We start from the raw sequence: 25,168 nt of genomic DNA, 5'->3' as shown, positions 1-25,168 counted from the left end.
CCCAATAAACTTTTTATAATATATGTTTTTGTGCTTTATAAGATGAACGAACAAGAGGGCCACTCTCTACATGACGGAACCCCAGTTCAAGTCCAAATTTCTCATATCTGGCAAATTGTTCCGGTGTAATAAACTCTTTTACAGGTAAATGTTTCTTGCTCGGCTGTAAATACTGGCCAATGGTTACAACATCAACGTTGGCTTTGCGTAAGTCAGTCATGGTTTGAAAAACTTCTTCTTCTGTTTCTCCAAGGCCTAACATAATTCCTGATTTTGTTCTGTTAATCCCCTTTTCTTTTAGATATCGTAATACTTCTAAACTACGGTCATATTTTGCCTGAATACGTACTTCGCGGGTCAAACGTCTTACTGTTTCCATGTTATGGGAAACAACCTCAGGATTTGCTTCTACTATTCGGTTCAGATTTCTTTCAATTCCCTGAAAATCCGGAATTAAGGTTTCAAGCGTAGTATTTGGGTTCATACGGCGAATTGCTTTTACAGTTTCAATCCAGATGATTGAACCACCGTCTTTTAAATCATCTCTGTCCACACTTGTGATTACAGCATGTTTAATGTTCATTATTTTGATCGAACGGGCCACTTTTTCAGGTTCGTCCCAGTCAACCGTTTCGGGTCTGCCGGTTTTTACGCCACAAAAGCCACATGAACGGGTACAAACATTTCCTAAAATCATAAAGGTTGCGGTTCCTTCTCCCCAGCATTCTCCCATATTAGGACAGCTTCCTGAAGTGCAAATGGTGTTTAAGCTATATTTATCAACTAAGCCTCGTAGTTCTGTATATTTTTGTCCAATCGGAAGTTTAACTTTTAACCATTTAGGCTTTCCGGCAGGTATATTTTCGACAGCAGTTTCCATATATTAAAATTGAAAGTACAAATATACGCAAAGTTGTATAAGTTATTGATATGACTAATTATTATCTTGTTGAGTTTATACGTTAATTACCGATAATTTGTTAATTTTAAAGGGTGTATTAAGGGGTAATTTTAATAATGTAATGGATTTTTTCTATAAGGCTAAAAGGAAATAAATATTAAAATAATTTATAATTTTAGTTCTAAGTATATTTTCTGTGTAATTAAATTAAAAAAGATGAAAAACAAATTTATAGTTTTAGGAATTCTATTCGCTTCTTTGAGCTTTACAAAAATGCAGGCACAAATTAATTTTGGTGAAAAGGCGATAGGAGCACTTCAGAAGGGTGTGACCAGTTTTACTCTTACAAATGCTGATGCGGCCAAATTATCTAAAGAAGCTGTCGATAAATTAGACGCTGAACATGAAGTAGCCGGACCCAATGATCCTTACACATTAAGACTGAACAGGGTTTTTGGAAAACATACTTCTGGTGAAGGCTATACGCTGAACTATAAAGTCTATAAAATAAAAGAAGTGAATGCATTTGCAACGGCAGATGGAAGCGTACGCGTGTATTCCGGACTAATGGATATTATGGATGACAATGAATTGCTGGCTGTCATTGGTCACGAAATTGGTCACGTTGCGAACAATGATTCAAGGGATGCAATGAGAGCTGCTTATCAAAAAGAGGCCTTGATAGATGGCGCCTCTTCACAATCTGCAACAATTTCAAGTGTTACCGACAGTCAGTTAGGCAAAATTGGAAGCGCTATGATTGACAGTAAGCACAGCCGTAAACAAGAAGCTGAAGCTGATTTGTTTGCTTATAATTTCATGAAGAAAAATGGTTATAATGTTAATGCTGAAGAATCTGCTTTCAGAATCCTGGCCAAAATGAGCGAGGGTAAAGAAGCATCGTTTTTAGAAAAAATGATGAGCTCGCATCCGGATTCAAAGCAAAGAGCAGAAGATGCCAAAAAGAGAGCTGAAAAAGATGGTGTCTATAAAGCGTATGTTCAGCAAAAAATAGATAACACAGCGCCTGTAGTTAAAAAAACAACAACTAAAAAAACGACCACAAAAAAAACAACTACTAAAAAGAAATAATTGTTTTTAAATTAATCGACCCGACAAGTTTTTAAAATTTGTCGGGTTTTTATTTTTAAGATTAACCCAAAACGTGATGTGCCAATACTTTTTGGACATCATATACATTTACCGATTTATTAAATTGTTTTACAATACTCGGCTGCAGTTCACTTGAAACCCAGATTTTTAATTCGGCGTCAAGTTCAAAAGTTCCGGCGGTTTCAACGCTAAATCGTGTAATGCTTTTATAAGAAATAGATTTATACTCGGTTTTGCTGCCTGTTAAGCCTTGTACATCAACTAAAATTAATCTTTTGTTTGTGAAGATAAATGTATCTCTGATTAATTTGAAACCCATTTCGATTTCTTCTTTATCGGTTAAAAGCTGTCCGTATTTTTTAATTAAATCTTCCTGACTTACCGCGCCGGCGTTGCCAAGAATAGCTGAAAATATTCCCATTTTATAGTTTTTAATGTTGTACAACTAATATGTTTTTAAACAGTTGTAAAAATAGTCAAAATATAAGGAATGAGTTTTTTAGTGATCAGGATTTAATTGATAAAAAAAGCAGAACCTAAATTCTGCTTTTTGTATTACTCCATTTCTGTTTTTATCGTTATCGGAAGATTGTATGCAGTCCTTACCGCTTTTCCATCTAATATTCCCGGAGTCCATTTTGTTTTTAATGATTTTAGAACGCGTATGGCTTCTTTGCCTAATCCGTAACCGGGATCATTTTTTACTGTAATATCAGTCATTGAACCGTCTTTTTCGATAACAAAAGAAACATATACTCTTAATGTTTTTTCTGCATCAAGTTCAGGTTTGTTGAAATTGTTTCCGACGTAAGTGTAGAACTTAGCCATTCCGCCCGGGAATTCCGGCATTTTGTCTAATATGGCTGTGTTTACAACCGCATTTCCATTTCCAATGTTGGCTGCTGGGTTGGTTCCATCTCCAGTTCCATTACCTCCGGTTGCTGGCAATGCATTAACTGTATTCCCGGTTCCTGTAGAAGTATTATCTACGACAGGAGTATTGTCTTTGTTTGCAGCAATATCCTGCACTGCCAATTCTGTAGGCGCAACAACAGGATTTACCAACTGACTTGCTTCTGTTACTTGTGCAACTGCTTGTTGTGTTTGTGCAGGTGGCGCAACAGTTTCTTCTGTTTGAGGTTGTACTATTTGTTCTAAATCTATAGGCCTCATTACTTCATTGATCGTGGGAATGGTTTCAGTGATAGAAGAAGTTGTTGTGAATTTACCAATCAGCATCGATATACTTCCCAGCGATGCAATTATTAACAACGCAGTAAAAAGTGCAGTGATAGTTGTTTTGGTATTCTCCTGACGTAATTGGTACGCGCCGTACTCTTTGTTTTTGTTTTCGAAAACAAGGTCAGTCCATTTGGTTTCGTAAAGGCTTAATTTAGACATAGTAATTAGATTTAAAAGGTTAAGTAACATTAAATCATAAGCATGACAGGTTTTTAGTTTGACTAATAACGAAAACAAAGAACTTTTGGTGTATGGAATGTTTATTTTTTTAAGAATAAAATCATCAATATGTTATTCTTATTCTAAAGATAGTGAATTATCTGTTACGTTCGATAATTTCTGCCAGTAATTTTTTAGCTCGAAGTAATTTTACTTTGACATTGCTTAAAGGCTCATTTATTTTGAGTGAGATTTCCTGATATGTCATTTCCTGAAAATAACGTAACTGAATGACTTCCTGATAATGGGGTTTTAATTCTTTGATGCACAAAAGCAAACGCGATAAATTTTGCTCTTTAATCAGCGCATCTTCTGCAGATGGAGTAGGATCGGCAATGTTATATGCCTGCTGGTCTTCGTTGTCCGTGATTTCAATAAAAAGATTTGTTTTCTTTTTACGAAGCAGATCGATATAAACGTTTTTTGCAATACTGATTAGCCAGGTATTAAATTGAAATTCAGGATTATAAGTTGCAATTTTATCGAAGGCTTTTGAGAATGTTTCGATAGTAATGTCTTCAGCAATCGTTTCGTTTTCTGTACGTTTTAGCATAAATCCGTACACTTCGTTCCAATAATAATCTAATAAAAAAGTAAAGGCGATCTGATCGCCTTTTTTTGCTTTTTCTATTTTAGAATTTATTTCCAATTTACCGGTTTTGAGAAAAGATTAGTTATAAAGATATTGATTTGTGTGAATATAAGCACTATCTCTATAATAGGAAACCATATTTTCAGGTCATTTTCTTTTAATTTTCCGGCTGAAAATCCAATTACAATCCACGCAATTGTATATCTTGTTGCCAATAATGCCAATACAGCAATCCATTGAAACTGAAAAGCTAATAAAAGAATAACCAGTAAAAAGAAAAATAATTGTGAACTGTAGAATAGACCTAACTGAATTTTGTCAAAAAACTTATAGTAATTCGCTGTAGCAACGTGTCTTCTTTTTTGGGTAAACCATTCTTTATAGGTTTCTTTTGGTTTTGAATATGTGAAACTTTCAGGCGTGTAGGCAATTGTAGTGTTTGCTTTGTTTGCAGCCTGGTTTATAAATAAATCATCATCACCGGAACGAATCTGAATATGCTCTATATAGCCATTAACATTAAAAAATTCTTCTTTTTTGTAGGCTAAATTTCTTCCGACTCCCATGTATGGAAGTCCTGCTTTTGCCCATGAAAAATATTGCATCGCCGTAAGTACTGTTTCAAAACGAATGATTTTATTCAGTAAAGAACGTTCTGCTTTTTCATAAGCACCATATCCTAAAACAATCGTTTTATTCATTGTAAATTGAGAAGTCATAGCAGTAATCCATTCTTTTGAAGTTGGATAACAATCGGCATCAGTAAATAAAAGGTAGTCTTTTTTTGAAGCTTTGATTCCTAATGTTAATGCGTATTTTTTATTTCCCCAGAAAGCCTCATTGTTTTGAACTTTTACTAAACGTATATTGGAATATTGCTTTTCAAATTCTTCAAAAACTTCTAAGGTTTCATCACTTGACGCATCATCAATCAAAACAATTTCAAAATCAGGATAGTTCTGTTCTGCTAATAAAGGAATATATTTTTTTACGTTTTCTTCTTCATTTTTTGCACAGACAATTACAGAAACCGGAAGTTTTTTTGGTGTAATAGTCTGAGGTTTGGCAAAAGCGAACTTCCCGAAAATCCCTAAGTAGTAAAAAATTTGTATGAATACAACAGCAATAAAGAAGTAAAGTAAAAATATAAGCATATGTTTTAATGTCTTTTAATTTCTGAATCTTGCGAGTGCAAATGTAGGTATGAATTCCTAATTTTCCATAGTCAATACCGATTTACTTTCCGCATTTTGACATTTCTTTTGCAACGGCAATAGCCTGAGGGTTTTCGGTTTTCGCTAATTCTGAAATTATGTTTTTATAATTATGTTCATCGCGGTTTTGTGACAGTTTTCTGGTGGCCTGAATTTCATCTATTTCTATTTCAAAACCAAAAATTCCTCTGGCTTCACGCATTGTTTTTTCGGATAAACTATCAATGCTGACGGGATTTTCAGAATTTACCTCGTATTTATCTACTAGTTTTTTAAGTTGTTCAACAGACGTTGAATAATCTACAATTTTAATGCTGCCGTAAACATGTACGGCTATGTAATTCCAGGTTGGTACATTTTCATGATCGTACCATGAAGAAGAAATATAAGCATGAGGACCAGTAAATACCGCCAGTACCTGATCGTTTTCTGCAAAGCCTTCTGCCTGTGGATTTAATTTAGAAATATGCCCCTGTAAGATTTCTTTTCCGTGAGGATTGACATCAAGTTCAATCGGAATATGTGTAGCGCATAGTTTTCCGTTAGTCTGATTGATGAGGATTCCAAAACTGTTCTCTTTCAAAAAAGTTCTGATTTCTTCAGGGTTTTCGTTTTTATAGATTTCAGGTGTGTACATTTCACTGGATTATTTTGTAACCGCTATTTTTCTAAAATTAAATAAATTTACATTAACACTTGCCCATAAAATAAAAATTCCAATAAAAGTAAAACTAACACCTCCAATTAAACATTGTGTTTTAAAATCATTAGAAAATAAATCTCCAAAAGAAGATAAAGATCGTGAAATCGAACTTTTTCTGAAAAATTTAAACCTTAAAAGAATATATAGTATAGTTGATACTAAAATGGTATTTAAAGCAGAGAGTTTGTTTTTCCAATTCAAAAAAGAAATGAGAATAATTCCTGCCAACAGGCCTAAAAATATCCATACATAAACATCGGGCCAAAAATTAGAGCCCCCTCTTATTGCCGGAAATAATCTATTCCAGCATTCTGATTTTTGATCCCGAAAATTGTTTGCGGCACAAATTATTTCGTCAGCTACAGTATAAAATCTTAATTGGAGGATACCATGAGTCATGAAAATCATTCCGAGTAATTGAAATAAAATTACTCTCACATTGAGTTTTTTCATTTGGAAATTTAAGTTGTAAATCCGGAATTAAATTACATTCACTTCAGCCTCAATATGGATGCCGAAAATTTCAAAAACCGTTTTTTGAACCTCTTTTGAAACTGCCAGAATTTCCTGCCCGGTTGCATTACCGTAATTTACAAGTACCAAAGCCTGATTTTTATGCACTCCGGCATCACCAAAACGTTTTCCTTTAAAACCGGCTTGCTCAATTAGCCACCCGGCCGGAACTTTTACTTCAGTTTCTGAAACTTCGTAATATTTCATTTCAGGAAACTTTTGATGAATCTTTTCAAAATCAGATTTCAAAACAATCGGATTTTTAAAGAAACTGCCGCTGTTTCCGAGTTCTTTCGGATCGGGTAATTTGCTTTGTCTAATGGCAATAACTGCATTGCTGACATCTTTTAAGGTTGGTTCCGTAATATTGTTTTTTGCAAGTTCAGCCAAAATATCCCCGTAAGAAGTATTGATTTTATGATTGTGTTTGGTCAGCTTAAAAACTACTGAAGTGATAATGTACTGATCTTTAACTTCATTTTTGAAAATGCTTTCGCGGTAGCCAAAATTACATTCTTCATTGGTAAAAGTTTTCATTTCCTGAGTAGCAATATTCATGGCTTCGCAGGAAATAAATGTGTCTTTGATCTCCGTTCCGTAAGCCCCGATATTCTGGACCGGAGTAGTGCCCACGTTTCCGGGAATCAGGGACATGTTTTCTAAACCTCCAAAATTATTTTCAATGGTATAAAGAACGAAATCGTGCCAAACTTCACCAGCCTGACTTTCAACCCAGACAAAATCATCATCTTCTTTGGTTATTTCTTTGCCTTTTAAATCGATATGAATAACCAAAGCATCAATGTCTTTAGTTAAAAGCATATTACTTCCGCCTCCCAAAATGAATTTTTTCTCGTTTTTGTTTTCCTGTAAAACTGTTTTTAATTCAGAAATAGAATGAACGGCAACAAATTGTTTAGCACTGGCTTCAATGCCGAAAGTGTTATATTTTTTTAAAGAAAAATTGGATTGGATTTCCATGTGTAAAAGGCTTTTTAATCTGGGTAAAAATATGAATTATAATTTTTGGTTGAACCGCAAAGACACAAAGTTTGCGCAAAGTCCACTAAGATTTGCGTTCATAGCGTAAATCTTAGCGATTAAATGGTTTTCGAGAATCCAGCAACTCATGATATTTTTCTGAAATAACCTTCATATTAATATCATAATTAGCATTCTCCTCTACAAATTTTCTATTTCGAATAATCGCCTCATTTCGCAATTCAGGATTTTCAAAAGACCAGATTAATTCATTTGCGAGCATTTCGATATTATCAATTTCGATTAACTGTCCGTTTTCGCGATGTGTGATCCAACTTTGATTTCCTGGAATGTCTGAAACAACCGGAAAGCAATTACAGGCCATCGCTTCAAACAAAGAAGCAGAAACGCCTTCAGTAATGGGCATGCTAATGTAAATATTGGGTTGATGTAATAATTTTGGAAGCTCTGTGTTTGGAATTCTTCCTGTAAAAATTACTTTATTTTCGATTTGAAGTTCTTTTGCTAAATCTTTTAAAAATTGCAATCTTGTTCCGTTACCAACTATTGTCAACGAAAAATCAATTCCTTTTTGGTTTAAAATTCCGAAAGCTTTCAGGATAGAATCGTGTCGATATTCCGGCTGAAGCGAACGCGTTACAATGGCTTCAATTTTGTTTGAATTATTTGTTGAAGGAGTAAAAAGCGATAAATCAATTCCTTTTGGAAGAACCAAAACTTTGTTCATGTCAACGCCGGTTGCTTTCATGTGAATTGCCATGACAGGTCCCCAGGCGTGAATTAAATGTGCTTTCGTAAAAGCATATTTCTGAATGAATTTCTTAAAAGGGTATAAAACAGAAGTTTCCGGCCATAAATCGGTTCTTCCCTGCTGTGCAATAGCAATAGTTTTAGATCCTGATAAGGCTGCTAAGAAACCATAACTGGTTGTTCTTTCGGCAATCACCATATCGGGTTTTTTATTCTGAACTATTTTTCGAATAGAAAGGGGAGAGAAGAGATATTCTAAAATACGTCTGAATCTTTGGTTGTTTGATGTTTGAAGTTCCCAGGTGGTAATTTCAAAATCACCAAATTCTTTCAGGCCTTTCATCCAGGTTATAGCGTCGGCCCGATATGATTCTCCAAGAAAAAGTATTTTCTTTTTCATTATAAAGGTTTTTTCGCCACGAATTTCGCCAATTTTCACAAATTAATTCGTGTCAATTTGTGAAATTCGCGGCAACTTTCTTTTTTAAAACTCTTCAGTATCCAAAGCACGATTGATGAATTCATTCAGGGGTTTTAGAACAATGAGTTTCTGGCTCATTTTTTTTACAAAGTCTTTCTGGGTAACTTCTGTAATATCAAATTTTTGAGAAGTTGTAAAACTCTTCAGTTTTAAGAACTCTATTGCAGGATGATCTTTTTCATAACCACGCGGCATGCTTTTAAGTGAGTTGCTTTCATTTATATCAAAACCACCGAACTCTTTTTTGAAGTTTTTGTCTGCTAAAATGGCTTCTAAATCATCATGAAAAAAGGCAATTTCTTTACGTACCTTTTTTAACTGATCCGCATCAGGCGAATAAAATCCACCGGCAATAAAACTGGCTCCTTTTTCAATATGAACATAATATCCGGAACGATTGGCGCCTTTTGCACCAGATGAAAGCCATACACCTAAATGGGCTTTATATGGAGATTTGTCTTTAGAAAACCGAATATCACGATTGATTCTGAAAGTACAATCTTTAATTTCTAACAATTCTAACGAAGGATCAAGCGGTTTCATCGCATCCAGAAAATCACTTACCAGCTGATGATAATCTTTCTTGAAAACTTCATATCGTTTTTTATTATCCTGAAACCAGTCACGGTTATTGTTCTTTTTTAGATCGTCTAAAAATTGCAATGATTCTTTTGTTAGCATAATCCGTTTTTTATTGCAGTTGGTTTTTTAATTTTTGAATTCTTTATAAAATTACAAATTAAATATCTTATAACTCTGATGTGTTGATTTAACAATCGCTTCAGTTCGTTCCGGATGTGTGTCAGAAATAAATAGCTGGCCGAAAGTTTCACTGTTTACCATTTCGACAATTTTAGCAACGCGGGTTTCGTCCAGTTTGTCAAAAATATCATCAAACAAAAGAATTGGTTTCACGCCGCTTTGCTTTTTCAAAAATTCAAATTGTGCCAGTTTCAGGGCAATCAAAAATGATTTTTGCTGTCCCTGCGAACCGAATTTTTTTATTGGATGTGAATCAATTTCAAAAGACAAATCATCTTTATGAATTCCTGAACTGGTATAATGCAGTGCTCTGTCTTTATTTATATTTTCCTGAAGCAGTGTCAATAAATCTTTTTCGAATAAATGACTTTCATAAACCAATTGTACTGATTCCTCAGAACCTGTTATGGCGTGATGATGTGCATTAAATATAGGTATAAATTGTTCCAGGAAATCTTTTCTCTTTTCGAAAATAGATTTTCCGTATTCATTCAGCTGCTCATTATATATAGATAAGGTGTCGTTATCAAAAGTATGGTTCAGTGCAAAATATTTTAAAAGCGCATTTCGCTGTACAATTACTTTCTGATATTGAATAAGCTGATGGAGATAGGCTGAGTCTAATTGCGAAATCACACTGTCCATAAACTTACGTCGTGTTTCGCTTCCTTCAACAATTAAATCACGGTCTGCCGGAGAAATAATCACAAGCGGAATAAAACCGATATGATCTGAGAATTTATCGTACGCTTTTCCGTTTCTTTTTAAAACTTTTTTTTGCCCTTTTTTTAAACTGCAGACTATTTGCTCTGTTCTGTCATTCTTTTCTAATTCGGCATCAATTACAAAAAACTCTTCTCCGTGTTTTATGTTCTGAACCGCCAGCGGATTGAAATAGCTTTTACCGTAAGCCAGATGGTAGATTGCATCCAGTACATTAGTTTTGCCAATGCCGTTTTTGCCGACAAAACAATTGATTTTGCGGTCAAAATCGAAATTGATTTCGGAGAAATTTTTATAATTGAATAAAGAAATTTTGTTTAAATGCATTTTTAAGCAGCTCAGCAGGTAAAATATGATGTTTAAAACAGCAAGTATTTGAGGGTGCAAATTATCGAAAATTATTGAAATATTAGGCTTTTGCTGTGTTACAGGATGAATTATTTTAGGTCTGAGACAAAACTAATTATGAGTACCGAAAATATTTTTTTTAAAATAGTGATAAAATTGATTTTTTTTACTTCAGTTTCAATAAAAATTTTATTTTTGCCGTTCACTAAATTAATTTTAAATGGCTACTTACAATAAAAGAGGATATAAAGCACCAAAGGAAAAGGAAGTTAAAGAAGTAACTGAAGATACACAGGTAGTAATTGACGAAAAAGACAGTACAACAGCTGGTGTTTTTTCAAAATTAGATGAAACTGCTTCAAAAACTGAGGATTGGGTTGCTAAAAATCAAAAAATCATTATTGGTTTAGTTGCTGGTATTGCTGTTTTAACTATTGGGTATCTGGCTTACCAAAAATTTATTGAAGCACCTAAACAGGATGAGGCTGCTAACGAAATGTTTGTTGCACAGCAAAATTTTCAAAAAGCCACTGATGGAGTAGCAAGTGATTCATTGTATAAACTGGCGTTGAACGGTTCTGAAGGTAAATTTGGATTCGTAAAAATTGCTGATGAATATTCCGGAACTGATGCAGGAAACTTAGCAAATTATTATGCAGGTATCGCTTATCTGAATACTGGTAAATTTGATGAGGCGATTAAATACTTAGGAGAATTCAAGTCAGATGATATGATATTAAGTGCATTGGCGAAAGGTGCAATTGGAGATGCTTATTCTCAAAAAAACAACCAAAAAGAAGCTCTTGATTATTATGTAAAAGCTGCAGAATCTAATAAAAACGATTTCACAACACCTCGTTTCTTATTAAAAGCCGGAAAAACAGCTTTGGCTTTAGGACAAAAAGAAGATGCTTTGAAATATCTGACGGACATCAAAGAAAACTTTGACGGCACTCCGGAGGCAAATTCAGTTGATGCTTTGATTGGATTAGCGCAATAATTTTATTTTTAGAGTTCAGATTTTAGATTTTAGATTCGTATTTTAGCAATCTGAAATCTATATTATAAAATCTAAAATATAAAGATGGCTACCGAAAATAAAAATTTATCAGAATACGATAAAAACACAATCCCAAATGCGAAAGACTTTCGATTTGGGATTGTTGTTTCTGAGTGGAACGACACTATAACTGAAGGACTTTATAATGGTGCTTTTGAAGCACTAACTGACTGCGAAGTTCCGGCACAACAAATTATCCGTTGGAACGTTCCCGGAAGTTTTGAACTGATTTATGGTGCAAAAAAAATGCTGCAGACGCAAAATGTTGATGCAGTTATTGTAATTGGCTGTGTAATCCAGGGGCAGACAAAGCATTTTGATTTTGTTTGTGAAGGTGTAACACAGGGAATTAAAGACCTGAATGTACAGACTGATATTCCGGTTATTTTTTGTGTTCTGACAGATAATACGATGCAGCAGTCAATTGACAGAAGTGGTGGGGTTCATGGAAACAAAGGAACAGAAGCTGCAATTGCTGCCATAAAAATGGCTTACATTCGTCAGCAGGCTTCTATTTCACATCCTTTTAATCAGCCATTGCTGTCTTCGGGTGCGATTCAAATTGAAGAGACTCCGATAAAAATCGAGAAGGAATAAAAAAAAACATACTCGTTTAAAGTACTAAAGCCTATACTGTGTAAAAAACAGTATAGGTTTTTTGTTTTTTTTATGACTCATGAAATTCTGAAAGCCAATAGAAATTCATTAAATTTGTACACCTTGGATAAGATTTCAAAACAAAAATCTTAAAACGTTAATCTACAACCTAAAATTTTCAATGTCGAGTATTATTCAATTGCTTCCTGATCATGTTGCCAATCAAATTGCCGCCGGGGAGGTGGTTCAAAGACCTGCTTCAGTCGTCAAAGAACTGTTGGAAAATGCTGTTGATGCTGGAGCAACCGACATTAAATTAATTATTAAAGATGCCGGAAAATCATTAGTTCAGGTTATTGATAATGGTAAAGGAATGAGTGTTACTGATGCGCGTTTGTGTTTTGAACGTCATGCTACCTCAAAAATTCGTCAGGCGGAAGATTTATTTTCGCTTTGTACAAAAGGTTTCCGTGGTGAAGCCTTAGCTTCTATTGCTGCGATTGCACACATGGAAATGAAAACCAGACAGGATCAGGACGAACTGGGGACGCATATCGTTATAGAGGGAAGTAAATTTATTTCGCAGGAAGTGGCGGTTTTACCAAAAGGAACTTCATTTGCAGTTAAAAATTTGTTTTTTAATATTCCTGCAAGACGTAATTTCCTCAAATCAGATACAGTTGAATTCCGTCATGTTATGGATGAATTTCAGCGTGTAGCTTTGGCACATCCAAACATTCATTTTACTTTTTATCATAATGGGAGCGAAATGTACAATTTGCCGGCTGCAGGTTATCGCCAGCGTATAGTTGGAATAATGTCAGGCAAAACCAATGAAAAGCTGGTTCCGGTTAATGAAGACACTGAAATTATAAATGTTCAGGGTTTTGTCTGTAAGCCTGAATTTGCCAAGAAAAGCAGGGGTGAGCAGTTCTTTTTTGTAAACGATCGTTTTATAAAAAGCGGTTATTTGCATCATGCAGTTATGGCTGCTTACGAGGGACTTTTAAAAGATGGTTCACAGCCAAGCTATTTTCTCTATTTACAGGTACCGCCAAACACAATTGATATTAATATTCATCCAACAAAAACCGAAATAAAGTTTGATGATGAGCAGGCTTTGTATGCTATTCTAAGGGCTGCAATTAAACATAGTTTAGGTCAGTTTAATGTAGCGCCGGTTCTTGATTTTGATCGGGATTCGAATTTGGATACACCCTATCACTATAAAGATTTAGAAGCAGAAACGCCTACAATTGAGGTAGATGGTAATTTTAATCCTTTTACTGATGATAAAACGAATCAGCATTATTCAAAAGCCAATTCAGGATCGGGTTATAGTTCCGGATCATCTTCATCTTCAGGATCATCTTATTCCGGATATTCTAAAAGAGTGGAGCCAACAGCAAGCTGGGAAAGTTTATATGTTGGATTGGATTTAGATAATGCGGAAAGTATTGAAAGTTCACCGTTTACATTCGAAAACGAAGAGGTTACTTCTTCACTGTTTAATGATGATGAGATAGAACAGGCAGGTCAAAAAACATATCAGATTCATAAAAAATATATCGTTTCGCCGATAAAATCGGGAATGGTTATTGTGGATCAGCAGCGGGCTCATCAGCGTATTTTGTATGAACAGTTTTTGCTGAATATGACAGTAAATCAGGCGTCAAGTCAGCAGTTGTTGTTTCCGTTGAATTTGTTTTATTCATCAGATGAAATGTCATTGATAGAAGAGCTAAAACCTTCATTGGAAACAACAGGTTTTGTTTTCGAAAAAGCTCAAACAGATCATATTGTGATTTCCGGAATTCCCGTTAATATTACAGAAAGCGAAGTTTCTCTTGTAATCGAACAATTATTAAGCGATCTGCAGGAAGGAATACCGGCGAGCAGTTATAGTCAGAATGATACTATAGCCAAATCGATGGCCAAAAGTTTAGCGGTTAAAACCGGATCTTATTTGACTGAAAAAGAGCAGGATAATTTAGTAAACGCTTTGTTTGCCTGCAAAGATCCAAATATTTCACCTTTTCAAAAACCTACTTTCATCACTTTGCGTGTGGAAGATATAGATAAAAAGTTTGCCTTATGATGAATATGACCCCAGTTGTAAAACAACTACTTATTATTAATATTATTTTTTTTATTGGCTCACAGCTTGTACCTGTTTCATATGAGTATTTAGCTATGTTTTTTCCAGAGAATCCGAATTTTCAGATTTGGCAGCCAATCACACATATGTTTATGCATGGTGGAATACTGCATATTGCATTTAATATGTTTGCGTTATATTCTTTCGGATCTGCATTAGAGCATTTTTGGGGTGGAAAGAAATTTTTGTTTTTTTATATTTCATGCGGATTAGGTGCTGCTTTATTGCAAATTGGAGTGAATTATTTGCAATTTCAGCAAGCTTTGGAGCCCGTAAGAGGTTTAGGTTTGTCTGATGCAACATTACACCAAATATTAAATGTTGATTTTAGTGATGGAGTTAGTTTTAGGTCAGATTTGTTTTTTGAACAGATTAAACCGATTTTAGAGAAAGCTGGAGTAACAAATCTTGGGGAAGATGCATTTAAAGGTTTGTTTAATGCTGCAGCAATTACACAAATACCAATGGTTGGTGCTTCAGGTGCAGTTTATGGATTGTTAGTGGCTTTTGCTTTTATGTTTCCTAATGCGGAGTTAGCTTTAATGTTTATTCCGATCCCGATAAAAGCTAAATATTTTGTTCCTGGAATTTTGGCATTAGATTTATTTTTAGGTTTTAAAGGGGACTCTTTATTTGGAAGTGGAGGCACAGGAGTAGCTCATTTCGCGCATATTGGTGGTGCAATTGTTGGATATTTTATGATGTGGTATTGGAAAAAAAATCAGTTTAATAACAATCGTTGGAATTAATTTTTAACTTTAAATAATTAAAAAAACGAAAAAAAGGCTTTTATGAATATTCTGGATGATTTGAAATTACAATATAAAATAGGAGGTATTTCACTACGTTTGATCTATTGGAATATTGCTTGTTTCCTGATTTCATTAGTGTTTTTTTATCAATATTCAGGCGGTGGATTTGCTTATCCAGACTGGTTGGCTCTTTCGTCTGATCCAAATGTTTTTTTATTTAAGCCCTGGACGTTTTTAACGTATGCATTTTTCCATTCTTCATTTTTGCATTTATTGTTTAATATGATGGTGCTGAATTTTGCAAGTCAGTTGTTTTTAACTTTTTTTACCCAAAAGCAATATTTAGGATTATATATTTTAGGTGCTATATTTTCGGGAATTGTATTTGCATTAAGTTTTTATTTTCTTGGTAATCCTGCATCAATTGTAGGAGCTTCAGCTGCGATTATGGCAATTTTGGTGGCTGCAACTACTTACCAGCCTTTAATGAATGTTCGTTTGCTGTTAATAGGAAATGTAAAGTTATGGCACATTACAGGCGTAATCCTGATTTTGGATCTGATGCAGTTACGTTTAGATAATACCGGAGGGCATATCTCACATTTGGCTGGTGCCTTCTTCGGATTTGCTTATATTAAATTACTCCAGAATGGTACAGATTTGAGTGTTGTTGTTTCTAAAATATTGGACTTTTTTGCCAATCTGTTTAAGAAATCCCCAACGACCCCATTTAAAAAAGTGCATAAAAATTATCAAAAACCTACAGAAAAAGTGGCTTCAAGAATTGTTACTAAAGACAAGACTCAACAGCAAATTGATGAAATTTTAGACAAGATTAGCCAGTCTGGTTATGATTGTCTGACCAAAGAAGAAAAAGAGTTTCTGTTTAAAGCTGGAAAATAATTTAGCAAGATAATATGAAAAACCTTTCGTGGTTTAATAAAATAATGTTCTTTTTGAATATAGTGCTAACTGTTATTACATTTAGTATCTATATTTTGCCTTTTTTAGCACCTAAGAGTTTTCCGCTATTAGCAGTGCTAACGCTGTTTATGCCGGCTTTTTTTGTGTTCAATGGACTATTCTTTTTCTATTGGGCAATTCAATTTAAAAAACGTCTGATATTATCCGGTTTAGTGTTGTTAACCGGAATTACATTTATTAGCAAATTCTACAAATTCTCCGGAAAAGAATATATAAATGATGAAAAAGATTTCTCTGTAATGAGTTATAATGTCCGCTTGTTTAATGTTTTTAAATGGCTGGATCGTGATGATATTCCCGACAATATAAAAGCTTTTATAGATGAAAAGGATCCTGATATTTTGTGTATTCAGGAGTATTCGAATTCTGCACACCTGGATTTAAAAGTATATCCGCACCGTTATATTTTTATTGATGGAAATCAAATCAAAACTGGTCAGGCTATTTTTTCAAAATTTCCGATTATAAATGAAGGGAATATTATTTTTCCTAATTCGGATAATAATGTTGTTTATGCGGATATAAAGCGCGGTAAGGATGTAATCAGAGTGTATAATATGCATTTGCAGTCTATTAAAATTTCCCCTGATGTAAATGAGATTTCGGATGATATTGACAATGTGAATCAAAAAAAATCGCAGAGAATACTGGCCAGGATAAGCAAAGGATTCAGGCAACAGCAGGAGCAGGCGGAGATTTTTAAAGAAAACATCAAACAATGTAAATACCCGATTATAATTTGCGGAGACATGAATAATAGCCCTTTTTCTTATGTATATAGAAATATAAAAGGAAAACTAAAAGATACTTTTGAAGAAGCAGGGGGAGGTTTTGGTGCTACTTATAAATTTAAATATTATCCTGCAAGAATCGACTATATATTTACCGACCCTAAAATGAAGGTAAAAGAGTTTGAAAGTTTTTCGGATTTTGAAAATTCAGATCATTACCCAATAATGACAAGGCTTTCAATGGAATAAATTATTTAAAACTTCCAATCCTCAAAATTTAAATTCCAAACTAAAAATGGTGTTATATAATTTTCTGTGTCTTTAAATAATCCATTCCGAATTTACCTTCGTTAAAAAGCAAATCCAAAACACTTAGATTGTTTATAAAGCCATGCTTGTCATCAAAAACCTGAGGGTATTTTTCGAATGAATTCTGATCTTTTTTTCCATTAGCCAGATACCTGAAATCAGAAATATTTTCTGCTTCATGAAAATATTCAGTGGTTTTGCCAAATTCTAATTTCATGCGCAAACATTTGGTAACTGTATCCAGAACCTCCATGTTTAAATCCATCAAAAAGGTATGTTTTTTTTTGAATACAGGAACAATGTCATCCTCGAAAAACTCAAAAAAAGGAGAACTTCTGTAAGCTGCTTCCAGTGATTTAAAATGCTGTTTTTGCCAGTCAAATTCATTTTCAATCAAAACATCTTTTGTTTTTTGATGTGTCGATTTAGAATGTTTAATAGGGATATTTAATAGTTGAATTCCATTTGGACTGTAGATGTAGGTACGGTTTCTGTTAGTCTGTTTCTGAAAATTATCTTCCATTTCAAAAATGATTTTCTCAGATTGAGCCATAACTGCAAAATGGCTAATCGAAGGGAAATAGGTAGGAAGTAATAGCGAATTCATCGTTTTTTTTTGTTTAAAAGTTTCAGGTTTCAGGTTGACGATAATAACGTGAAACTTGAAACCTGAAACAAAAAATAACTTATTTTATTTATGCTTTGTTTTCTTTTCTCTTTTTCCAGAAGAATTCGCCAACAAAATAAAGGGCGAGGACAATCAGGAAATATTTGAAATAAGACTGTGGCTGACCTTCCCCATCTACTGTTGTGAAAACCCTGTCCCAACGGACTTTATTAATCCCTTTTCCGTTGGTGTCCCAGCTCATCCAGATAAATACCGGTTTTCCTACAATGTGGTTTTCAGGAACATATCCCCAATAGCGGCTGTCTTCAGAGTTATGTCGATTATCACCCATCATCCAGTAATAATTCTGTTTGAAGGTATAGCTGTTCGTTTCTTTACCATTTATTAGGAATTTAGAACCTTTTAATTCTAAAGTGTTTCCTTCGTAATTAGTGATAATTTCTTTGTAAAACGGAAGAGATTCATTCGTTAAAGCAACTGTTTTTCCAGCTTCTGGTATATATATAGGTCCGAAATTATCCTGATTCCATTTGTTGATATGAGGAAAAATGGCATTTTCGTTTCCTTTAGAAATTTGTCTTATGACATTTGTAATTCCTGGAGTTTGTTTTAATCGCTCAGCAGTTGCTTCTGTTAAAGCAGCGAAATATAAGGTGTCTCTTTTTACTTCATCTTTAAATCCCATAACATCAACAAGATTAACGTTAAGTTCTTTTAAAAGAGATTCAAAATCAATCGGCGTTTTACCGTCTAACGCTACGGCATAAGAATATTGCGGCTTTGCTCTTTCCGGAAGGATTAGTTTTTTATTATTGATGTAAACAAAACCGTCTTTTATGGATAAACTATCACCGGGAACACCTACACATCGTTTTACGTAATTTGATTTCTTATCAATTGGTTTTATAACACCAGGTCTCCCTTTTGGTTCAAAGAAATAATGAACGGTATCTACAGGCCAGTTAAAAACAACTATGTCATTTCGTTTTATTTTTTCTAAAGCAGGCAATCTTAAATAAGGCAATTGCGGCCAGCTTAAGTATGACTTCTTTTTTGTTAACGGAATAGAGTCATGAACCATTGGTAAAGCAACAGTTGTCATTGGTACTCTTGGTCCGTAGTTTACTTTGCTTACAAATAAAAAGTCGCCAATTAATAACGATTTTTCTAATGAAGAAGTTGGAATTGTAAAAGGCTGTACGACATAAGTATGTACTAACGTTGCTACAATTATGGCAAAAAGTAAAGAACTAACCGTGTCTGCAGCTCTGTTTTCAGGAGTTAATTGTCTCTCTGCATTATACTCTAATTTTTGGGTATAATTGACATAATATATGTAAAACCCTAAAGTGAAAATTCCTAATACGGTATCTAAAGTTGATTTTTTTCCAAAAGTTCTCAAAGTTTCAACCCAAACTACAGGAAACATAATCAGATTGATAATTGGTATGAAAAGTAGTATTGTCCACCATGTTGGGCGGCTAATAATTTTCATTAAAACAATCGAATTATAAACAGGAATTGCGGCTTCCCATGATTTTCGGCCTGCAGCCTGATATAATTTCCAGGTTCCCAGAAAATGGATTATTTGTACAGCTAAGAAAAAAACAAACCAAAGATAAAGTGTCATATTTGTATGTTTTAGTTCTGAAATTTTCAGAAATATTATTTTTCAGATTTTATTTGGATTCCAGATTCAAAACGTCTTTCATCGTGTAGATTCCTTTTTTACCCGCGAGCCACTCAGCAGCAATAACAGCCCCCAAAGCAAAGCCTTCACGATTATGTGCAGTGTGCTTTAATTCGATGCTGTCCACGGTTGAGTCATAGGTTACAGTGTGAGTACCCGGAATATCACCAATTCTTTTGGCTTCAATATGAATTTCATTTGACTTCGCATCTTCCATAGTCCAATTTGCGTAAGCGCTGTTTTCTATAACTCCTTTTGCCAAAGAAATAGCCGTTCCGCTTGGGGCATCTAATTTTTGGGTATGGTGAATTTCTTCCATCGATACTTTGTATGAATCAAACTGAGCCATAATTTTAGCTAAATATTCATTAAGTCCAAAGAAGATATTAACACCTAAGCTAAAATTTGAACTAGAGATAAAGCCACCTTGTTTTTCTTTGCAAAGAGCTTCTACTTCATCATAATGTTCCAGCCATCCTGTTGTTCCTGAAACTACCGGGACATTTGCATGAAAGCAGCTTGTAATGTTGGCTACAGCAGCGTTAGGAACACTGAAGTCTATAGCAACATCAGCTGTTGAAAGTCCGTCATAAGTATTGAATTCATCTTTTTTTAAGACAATTTCATGACCTCTTTCCAGAGCAATTCTTTCAATTACCTGACCCATTTTTCCGTATCCTAAAAGTGCAATTTTCATTTTTTTTTATATTTTTTTTAATTTAAATAGAAAGTAAAAAAGCTATTTAAAAGTTGTAATTAAAAGTTAGTCCAACATTTGGTTTTAAAGTTACATCCGAAGGGTAAATTTCCGGACGCAGAGATAATCTTTCATTGACGTTAAATTGCATCAGGGCAGCATCAACATTTGCATCAATGATGTTTAAAACGTAGAATCCAACAACAAATAAGGCTGACAAGTCACGATTACGCTGATAGAATTTTTGACCGGCAATAAGTCTGTCGTCACTTAGATAATCAAAATCTCCACTTTCAGGACTATAGCCTTCAAGCCTTCGTTTGTACTCGTCACGATACTGATTATATTTTTTGTTGCTATCAAGGTAAAAATAAAGGCTGGTACCAATTGCACCATAAACAAGTGGGATTTTCCAGTATTTTTTATTGTATGCCTGTCCAAGACCTGGTAATATTGCCGAGTAAAAAGCCGCTTTTGCTGGTCTGAGCGGGTCTATTTCTTCAAGTTTGCTAGTGTCTTTAGCGACTAAAACCGTTTCTTCTTTTGCCTGGGCAAAAAGAGAGACGGTTCCTAAGAGAAAGAACAATAGACTTATGAGGACAATTTTATTCACTATCCGTTTATTAATTTTATAATTCTGATAAAGTCAGCTTCTGAGTTAAACGGAATCGTGATTTTTCCCTTTCCGTTACTGGTAACTTTTATATCAACTTTTGAACCAAAATAGTCGTTGAATGTGTTTTTTTGCGTTTCTTTAACTACAAATGAAGAAGCTGCTTTTGGTTTTACTTCAGCTTTTGGCTGATACCCTTCGTGATAATTTTTAACTAAAGCTTCAGTTTCACGAACGGACAAGTTCTGACTTACTATTTTTTGGTAAATATCAGTCTGAACATCTAAGTCTTCAATGTTGATGATTGCACGGCCATGTCCCATGCTGATAAAGCCATCGCGAATACCGGTCTGAATAATTGGATCTAATTTTAAAAGACGCAGATAATTAGCGATAGTAGAACGTTTTTTCCCAACACGTTCACTCATTTGTTCCTGGGTGAGCTGAATTTCATCCATCAAGCGTTGGTATGAGAGTGCAATCTCAATAGGGTCTAAGTCATGACGCTGAATGTTTTCAACCAAAGCCATTACTAACGATTCATTGTCATTAGCAATACGGATGTAAGCAGGGATATGTGTTAAACCAATCAGAGTCGAAGCACGCAGACGACGCTCTCCGGAAATTAACTGGTATTTGTTGAAATCTAATTTTCGGACAGTAATAGGCTGAATCACGCCAAGTTCTTTGATCGAAGTGGCTAATTCGCGTAAAGATTCCTCATTGAAATTACTTCTGGGCTGAAACGGATTTATTTCGATAGCACTTATTTCAAGCTCAATGATGTTTCCAACAACCTTGTCAGCATTTTTATCTTCTACTGATGTAATGTCATTTTCCGGATCTTTTAATAATGCTGATAATCCTCTTCCTAAGGCTTGTTTTTTAATTGCTTTTGTCATAAAAACTATTTGCTGTTTTTCTTTATAATTTCCTGAGCTAAATTAATGTAATTCACTGCTCCTTTGCTGGTTGCGTCATAATTAATGATGCTTTCTCCAAAACTTGGAGCCTCGCTTAATTTTACATTTCGCTGAATAACGGTTTCAAAAACCATATCGTTAAAATGCTTTTGAACCTCTTCAACAACCTGGTTTGATAAACGCAACCTTGAATCATACATGGTTAGCAGTAATCCTTCAATATCTAAGTCAGGATTATGGATTTTTTGAATACTTTTTATAGTATTCAACAGTTTTCCTAATCCTTCAAGAGCAAAATATTCGCACTGAATCGGAATCACTACAGAATCTGCAGCTGTCAAAGCATTTAGGGTTAACAAACCTAGAGATGGTGCACAGTCGATTATGATAAAGTCATATTCTTCTTTAGCTTCTTCTAATGCTTTTTTAAGCATGTACTCACGGTTTTCTTTGTCAACCAGTTCAATTTCGATCGCAACAAGGTCTATGTGAGCCGGTATGACATCGACATTTGGAGCTGTACATTTTAAAATGGCTTCCTTTGGTGTTACAGTGTGCTCAAGAATCTGGTAGGTTCCGGTTTCAACTGTTTCTACGTCGATTCCAAGACCAGATGTCGCATTGGCCTGAGGATCAGCATCGATCAATAAAACTTTTTTCTCTAAAACACCTAATGAGGCAGCAAGATTTACTGATGTAGTAGTCTTTCCAACGCCTCCTTTTTGATTAGCAATAGCAATGATTTTGCCCATTTATTTTCTAAATTTTGAACCGTAAAAATACAATTATTTATGGTTTTTGAAAATCTATTTTGTTAACATTTGTGAAACGTTGTGCAGCCTTTGTCTGGTGGGTGTTTTTAAAACAATTTAAAATAATTACCTAACGTGCATTGTTTTACTTTAATTCTCTTTTTAGTAAAAAAGTGGTTCTGTTTTCAATCATTATCTATTAATACATAATGTAGCTTTTCTGAAACTTTTAATTAAATTTTTCTTATTTCTTAAATTGTTTTGGATAAGCAAAAAATAGTTATATATTTGCACCCGCTTACGGGGTGTAGCGTAGCCCGGTTATCGCGCCTGCTTTGGGAGCAGGAGGCCGCAGGTTCGAATCCTGCCACCCCGACTAAAGAGCCTTTCAAAGGCAGTCAAAACCTCTTAGATCTTAATGATTTAAGAGGTTTTTCTTTTTACAAAAATACCTCACATTTCAGATTCGTATTATCGTAATTATAATTTATAAGTTGCTATCTTTTAATCAGTTGCATTAAATTTCAATACCAAACTTTAAGTCTAAAAATAAAATCTATTTACACCTTTAAGATAATTTCTTTTTTTGAAAGTTGACAAATTTTCAGATAAAGATTGTAAAATTGTCAGTACTTAAGAGTCCTGTTCAGTACTATTTAATTCTAAGAGTTGTAATATTTTTAAAATATCTGAAATAAAAATTTGAAAAATTTGAATCATAATTTTTGTAATAATTTATTACAAATGAAATTGGATTACACAGCATAAACTGAAAAAATGTCATTTTTTTTGTTTGGCATAATTTTGGTTTTTAGACCTGAAGCACTGCTACTCAGTGTATGTTCAAAAAAATATTGTCAAACAATTTAAAAGTAAAATGTTATGAATCTTATCAAGAGAAACGGTAACCAGATTAATGGTTTGCCACGTACGTTTTTTGATGACGTTTTTGGCCGTGAGCTTTTCAATTGGGAAAGCAACAATTTTTCAACTACAAGCACTACGCTGCCATCAGTAAACATCAAAGAAACTTCAGATAATTACGAAGTAGAAGTTGCTGCTCCTGGTCTGGAAAAAAATGACTTCAGGGTAACACTTGACGGTAATCTGTTGACTATTTCGTCAGAGAAGCAAAATCAACACACTACTGAGCAGGAGAATTTTACCCGCAGGGAATTTAGCTATCAGTCATTTCAGAGAAGTTTTGAACTTCCTAAAAACGTGGTGGACGAGGACAAGATTAGTGCCCGTTATGAAAATGGACTGCTTCATTTATCTATTCCAAAAAGGGAAGAGGCTAAGCAGAAACCTCCAAGAATGATCGAAATTGCTTAATTTCGTTTTTTTACCCTTGTGCAAAGCTGTCCTTTTAGGGCAGCTTTTATTGTTATTATTAAATGTTCTTATTGTATGTCTTCACAATTATTCTCAGGGATAGCTGTGCTGTCCTGTGTCGTTTTGTTTCTAATTCTAGTGCTTCGAAGCTTTAAACAGCCTTATTTTATTGCCTATATAATATCCGGCGTACTTCTTGGCTCCCATTTTTTTAATATAATTCACGCTCCTGAAGTAGTGGCGGATTTGGGAGAAATAGGAATTGTACTAATGATGTTTTCCATTGGTGCTGATTTAGATTTGCGCCACTTTAGCCAGAATTTTTATAAACCTTTTGTAATTGCACTTGTCCAGATTGTGTTGAGTTTTATCTGTATATATTTAATAGGAGAAAAGTCTGGATGGACATTTAATACAATTTTACTGTTGTCCTTTGTAATAAGTCTAAGCAGTTCAGCGATTGTGTTTCAATATTTGGAAAGGACAGGAGAAATTAAAAGCCAGTTGGGCATTATAACGTGTGGAGTGCTGTTAGTACAAGATATACTCGTTATTCCAATGATCTTATCACTGAATTTTATCTCCGGTAGTCATATAACTATTTTTGAGCTTGTAAAAGTTTGTACAGGCGGATTCTTAATATTACTCTTTTTGAGGGCAGTAATTAAGAAAAAACTTTTTCAGATTCCTATGCATAAAGAAATAATGGCAGACCATGACCTACAAGTATTTATTGGTTTTTGTATCTGTTTTGGCATGGCTTGGTTTAGTTCGTGGTTTGGTCTATCCCCTGCATTTGGTGCTTTTGCAGGTGGAGTTGTGATAGGTCAGGATAAAGCAACAAGATGGCTTGGAAAGTCACTAATCCCATTTAGGGTTTTCTTTATGGCTTTCTTTTTTCTTGCTGTTGGACTACAGCTTGATGTTTACTTTGTCAGCGCCCATGCAGGTATAATTATAATGATTGCTATCAGTGTATTAGTGATTAACAGTTGTATTAATGCTATACTTTTTAAAATTACCGGAAATAATTTGCGCGACAGTTTATATGCAGGAGGACTTCTGTCCCAGATTGGTGAATTTAGTTTTATACTGGTAACTTTAGCTGCTTCTCTGGGACTTGTTAATAGTTACATACATCAGATTACGCTTTCAGTTATAACTTTTACGATGTTGTTTTCAAGTATTTGGCTGACAATAATACAGCGGCTAATCTACCGATTGCCTGTTATATCAGATAATCGATAACAATTAAAATTAAAGCTTAGTTCTGGTACTAAAATAGGCTTTCAAATCAAAACTTCTCTTGACATTAGGATGGAATTTTATTTAAATAGATTTTCTGTTCTCTATTTTAGAATAATAAAAACTGATTA

26 protein-coding genes and 1 tRNA gene are annotated in these 25,168 nt (G+C 34.3%); 10 read left to right on the top strand and 17 right to left on the bottom strand.

The window, feature by feature from the left end:
• Positions 1-13 precede the first annotated feature (13 nt).
• A complete protein-coding gene (gene lipA, locus GXM17_RS09275) occupies positions 14-880 on the bottom strand; it encodes a lipoyl synthase (protein WP_163399047.1) in 867 nt (288 codons plus the stop codon).
• Positions 881-1,117: 237 nt separating this feature from the next.
• Here lipA and GXM17_RS09270 point away from each other — a divergent pair, with 237 nt between their 5' ends.
• Positions 1,118-1,993 carry a M48 family metalloprotease gene (locus tag GXM17_RS09270; protein WP_163399046.1) on the top strand — a complete coding sequence of 292 codons (876 nt, stop codon included), beginning with the start codon at positions 1,118-1,120 and terminating at the stop codon, positions 1,991-1,993.
• A gap of 61 nt (positions 1,994-2,054) precedes the next feature.
• Here the strand turns inward: GXM17_RS09270 and GXM17_RS09265 are convergent, their stop codons facing one another.
• From GXM17_RS09265 to recF, 10 genes are all read right to left on the bottom strand, one after another.
• Positions 2,055-2,435: a PH domain-containing protein gene (locus tag GXM17_RS09265; protein ID WP_163399045.1), complete on the bottom strand. Its 381-nt coding sequence runs from the start codon at positions 2,433-2,435 to the stop codon at positions 2,055-2,057.
• A 134-nt stretch (positions 2,436-2,569) separates the two neighbouring features.
• The gene (locus GXM17_RS09260) at positions 2,570-3,415 is read right to left on the bottom strand and encodes an energy transducer TonB (protein WP_163399044.1); all 846 of its coding nucleotides are present in this window, start codon (positions 3,413-3,415) and stop codon (positions 2,570-2,572) included.
• A gap of 157 nt (positions 3,416-3,572) precedes the next feature.
• Positions 3,573-4,124, bottom strand: coding sequence for an RNA polymerase sigma factor (locus GXM17_RS09255; RefSeq protein ID WP_163399043.1), 552 nt, complete (start codon positions 4,122-4,124; stop codon positions 3,573-3,575).
• On the bottom strand, positions 4,115-5,221 hold the full coding sequence (locus tag GXM17_RS09250) for a glycosyltransferase (protein WP_163399042.1): 1,107 nt from the start codon (positions 5,219-5,221) through the stop codon (positions 4,115-4,117). Before GXM17_RS09250 ends, GXM17_RS09255 begins: the two co-directional genes overlap by 10 nt.
• Before the next feature lie 82 nt (positions 5,222-5,303).
• On the bottom strand, positions 5,304-5,918 hold the full coding sequence (locus GXM17_RS09245) for an FMN-binding negative transcriptional regulator (protein WP_163399041.1): 615 nt from the start codon (positions 5,916-5,918) through the stop codon (positions 5,304-5,306).
• 9 nt (positions 5,919-5,927) lie between these two features.
• Entirely contained in the window at positions 5,928-6,437 is a 510-nt protein-coding gene (locus GXM17_RS09240) for a hypothetical protein (protein WP_163399040.1), read from the bottom strand.
• Between the two features lie 27 nt (positions 6,438-6,464).
• The gene (murB, locus tag GXM17_RS09235; RefSeq protein ID WP_163399039.1) at positions 6,465-7,478 is read right to left on the bottom strand and encodes a UDP-N-acetylmuramate dehydrogenase; all 1,014 of its coding nucleotides are present in this window, start codon (positions 7,476-7,478) and stop codon (positions 6,465-6,467) included.
• 112 nt (positions 7,479-7,590) lie between these two features.
• Positions 7,591-8,649, bottom strand: coding sequence for a glycosyltransferase (locus GXM17_RS09230; RefSeq protein ID WP_163399038.1), 1,059 nt, complete (start codon positions 8,647-8,649; stop codon positions 7,591-7,593).
• 84 nt (positions 8,650-8,733) lie between these two features.
• Positions 8,734-9,411 (bottom strand): DUF2461 domain-containing protein, encoded by a 678-nt coding sequence (locus GXM17_RS09225; protein WP_163399037.1) that lies wholly within the window; start codon positions 9,409-9,411, stop codon positions 8,734-8,736.
• Positions 9,412-9,462: 51 nt separating this feature from the next.
• Positions 9,463-10,542: a DNA replication/repair protein RecF gene (gene recF / locus GXM17_RS09220; RefSeq protein ID WP_163399036.1), complete on the bottom strand. Its 1,080-nt coding sequence runs from the start codon at positions 10,540-10,542 to the stop codon at positions 9,463-9,465.
• Positions 10,543-10,783: 241 nt separating this feature from the next.
• Here recF and GXM17_RS09215 point away from each other — a divergent pair, with 241 nt between their 5' ends.
• From GXM17_RS09215 to GXM17_RS09190, 6 genes are all read left to right on the top strand, one after another.
• A complete protein-coding gene (locus tag GXM17_RS09215; protein WP_163399035.1) occupies positions 10,784-11,563 on the top strand; it encodes a tetratricopeptide repeat protein in 780 nt (259 codons plus the stop codon).
• Positions 11,564-11,647: 84 nt separating this feature from the next.
• Positions 11,648-12,220, top strand: a complete 573-nt coding sequence (gene ribH / locus GXM17_RS09210) for a 6,7-dimethyl-8-ribityllumazine synthase (protein WP_163399034.1) — start codon at positions 11,648-11,650, stop codon at positions 12,218-12,220.
• A gap of 181 nt (positions 12,221-12,401) precedes the next feature.
• The gene (mutL, locus tag GXM17_RS09205; protein ID WP_163399033.1) at positions 12,402-14,318 is read left to right on the top strand and encodes a DNA mismatch repair endonuclease MutL; all 1,917 of its coding nucleotides are present in this window, start codon (positions 12,402-12,404) and stop codon (positions 14,316-14,318) included.
• On the top strand, positions 14,315-15,127 hold the full coding sequence (locus GXM17_RS09200) for a rhomboid family intramembrane serine protease (protein ID WP_163399032.1): 813 nt from the start codon (positions 14,315-14,317) through the stop codon (positions 15,125-15,127). Before mutL ends, GXM17_RS09200 begins: the two co-directional genes overlap by 4 nt.
• Before the next feature lie 42 nt (positions 15,128-15,169).
• Positions 15,170-16,033: a rhomboid family intramembrane serine protease gene (locus tag GXM17_RS09195; protein WP_163399031.1), complete on the top strand. Its 864-nt coding sequence runs from the start codon at positions 15,170-15,172 to the stop codon at positions 16,031-16,033.
• Positions 16,034-16,047: 14 nt separating this feature from the next.
• Positions 16,048-17,094 (top strand): endonuclease/exonuclease/phosphatase family protein, encoded by a 1,047-nt coding sequence (locus GXM17_RS09190; RefSeq protein WP_163399030.1) that lies wholly within the window; start codon positions 16,048-16,050, stop codon positions 17,092-17,094.
• A gap of 52 nt (positions 17,095-17,146) precedes the next feature.
• On the opposite strand, the gene GXM17_RS09185 is transcribed toward GXM17_RS09190, so the two are convergent.
• The 6 genes from GXM17_RS09185 to GXM17_RS09160 all read right to left on the bottom strand — a co-directional run bounded on the left by GXM17_RS09185 (position 17,147) and on the right by GXM17_RS09160 (position 22,457).
• Complete coding sequence (locus GXM17_RS09185; protein WP_163399029.1) at positions 17,147-17,761, bottom strand: WbqC family protein; 615 nt, start codon at positions 17,759-17,761, stop codon at positions 17,147-17,149.
• Positions 17,762-17,849: 88 nt separating this feature from the next.
• Entirely contained in the window at positions 17,850-19,412 is a 1,563-nt protein-coding gene (gene lepB / locus GXM17_RS09180; RefSeq protein WP_163399028.1) for a signal peptidase I, read from the bottom strand.
• A 49-nt stretch (positions 19,413-19,461) separates the two neighbouring features.
• A complete protein-coding gene (gene dapB / locus GXM17_RS09175; RefSeq protein WP_163399027.1) occupies positions 19,462-20,169 on the bottom strand; it encodes a 4-hydroxy-tetrahydrodipicolinate reductase in 708 nt (235 codons plus the stop codon).
• A 46-nt stretch (positions 20,170-20,215) separates the two neighbouring features.
• The gene (locus GXM17_RS09170; protein WP_163399026.1) at positions 20,216-20,782 is read right to left on the bottom strand and encodes a DUF5683 domain-containing protein; all 567 of its coding nucleotides are present in this window, start codon (positions 20,780-20,782) and stop codon (positions 20,216-20,218) included.
• Entirely contained in the window at positions 20,782-21,684 is a 903-nt protein-coding gene (locus tag GXM17_RS09165) for a ParB/RepB/Spo0J family partition protein (protein ID WP_163399025.1), read from the bottom strand. The genes GXM17_RS09170 and GXM17_RS09165 overlap by 1 nt, the downstream gene beginning before the upstream one ends.
• 5 nt (positions 21,685-21,689) lie before the next feature.
• A complete protein-coding gene (locus GXM17_RS09160; protein WP_163399024.1) occupies positions 21,690-22,457 on the bottom strand; it encodes a ParA family protein in 768 nt (255 codons plus the stop codon).
• A gap of 301 nt (positions 22,458-22,758) precedes the next feature.
• Here GXM17_RS09160 and GXM17_RS09155 point away from each other — a divergent pair.
• The 3 genes from GXM17_RS09155 to GXM17_RS09145 all read left to right on the top strand — a co-directional run bounded on the left by GXM17_RS09155 (position 22,759) and on the right by GXM17_RS09145 (position 25,040).
• A tRNA-Pro gene (locus tag GXM17_RS09155) sits at positions 22,759-22,833 on the top strand.
• Positions 22,834-23,339: 506 nt separating this feature from the next.
• Positions 23,340-23,792 (top strand): Hsp20/alpha crystallin family protein, encoded by a 453-nt coding sequence (locus GXM17_RS09150; RefSeq protein ID WP_163399023.1) that lies wholly within the window; start codon positions 23,340-23,342, stop codon positions 23,790-23,792.
• 75 nt (positions 23,793-23,867) lie between these two features.
• Positions 23,868-25,040, top strand: a complete 1,173-nt coding sequence (locus GXM17_RS09145; RefSeq protein WP_163399022.1) for a cation:proton antiporter — start codon at positions 23,868-23,870, stop codon at positions 25,038-25,040.
• The last annotated feature ends 128 nt before the right edge of the window (positions 25,041-25,168 follow it).

It is taken from the genome of Flavobacterium fluviatile (assembly GCF_010645065.1).
Classification (GTDB): domain Bacteria; phylum Bacteroidota; class Bacteroidia; order Flavobacteriales; family Flavobacteriaceae; genus Flavobacterium; species Flavobacterium fluviatile.
This window is presented reverse-complemented; position numbering and strand designations above follow the sequence as displayed.